At 47.2% G+C, this 536-nt stretch carries 1 protein-coding gene; it reads left to right on the forward strand.

Features of this window, described 5'->3' with window-relative positions; genetic code table 11:
• A partial coding sequence (locus CLHUN_RS21715) for an IS256 family transposase (protein WP_207559208.1) occupies positions 1 to 536 on the forward strand: 536 nt, incomplete at both ends.

A 536-nucleotide genomic window follows, 5' to 3' on the forward strand; every position in this document is an offset into this window, starting at 1 on the left:
TATTCAAAATGCCCTGAAGGATCTGCTTGGAGGAACGATCCAGAATATGCTGGAAAGTGAGCTGGATGAGCAGATGGAGCAGGAACAATTGGAAGACCCCGAATACACCGACATGAGGAATGGGTACAAAAGTAAAACGCTGCGCAGTAGTTACGGGCCTATACCAATCCAGGTACCGCAAGACCGGAACAGTGATTTCGAGCCCAAAGTAGTCCCCAAATACAGCCGGGACATTTCGGCTATAGAAGGCAAGATCATCTCAATGTATGCTAAGGGAATGAGTACACGGCAAATATCAGACCAGGTCAAAGATATCTATGGGTTTGAAGTCAGTGAAAACATGGTAACCAGCGTGACCAATAAGTTGCTGCCGGAAATTGAGGCCTGGCAAAAGAGACCTTTAAGTGCGGTATATCCTATTGTGTTCATTGATGCCATTGTGTTTAATGTGCGGGACAATGGCATCATCAAAAAGCAGGCAGCCTATGTCGTCCTGGGAGTGAGCGAAGAGGGGCACAAAGAAGTCCTGACCATCG

Origin of the sequence: Ruminiclostridium hungatei, assembly GCF_002051585.1 — a bacterium.
Classification (GTDB): domain Bacteria; phylum Bacillota; class Clostridia; order Acetivibrionales; family DSM-1351; genus Ruminiclostridium; species Ruminiclostridium hungatei.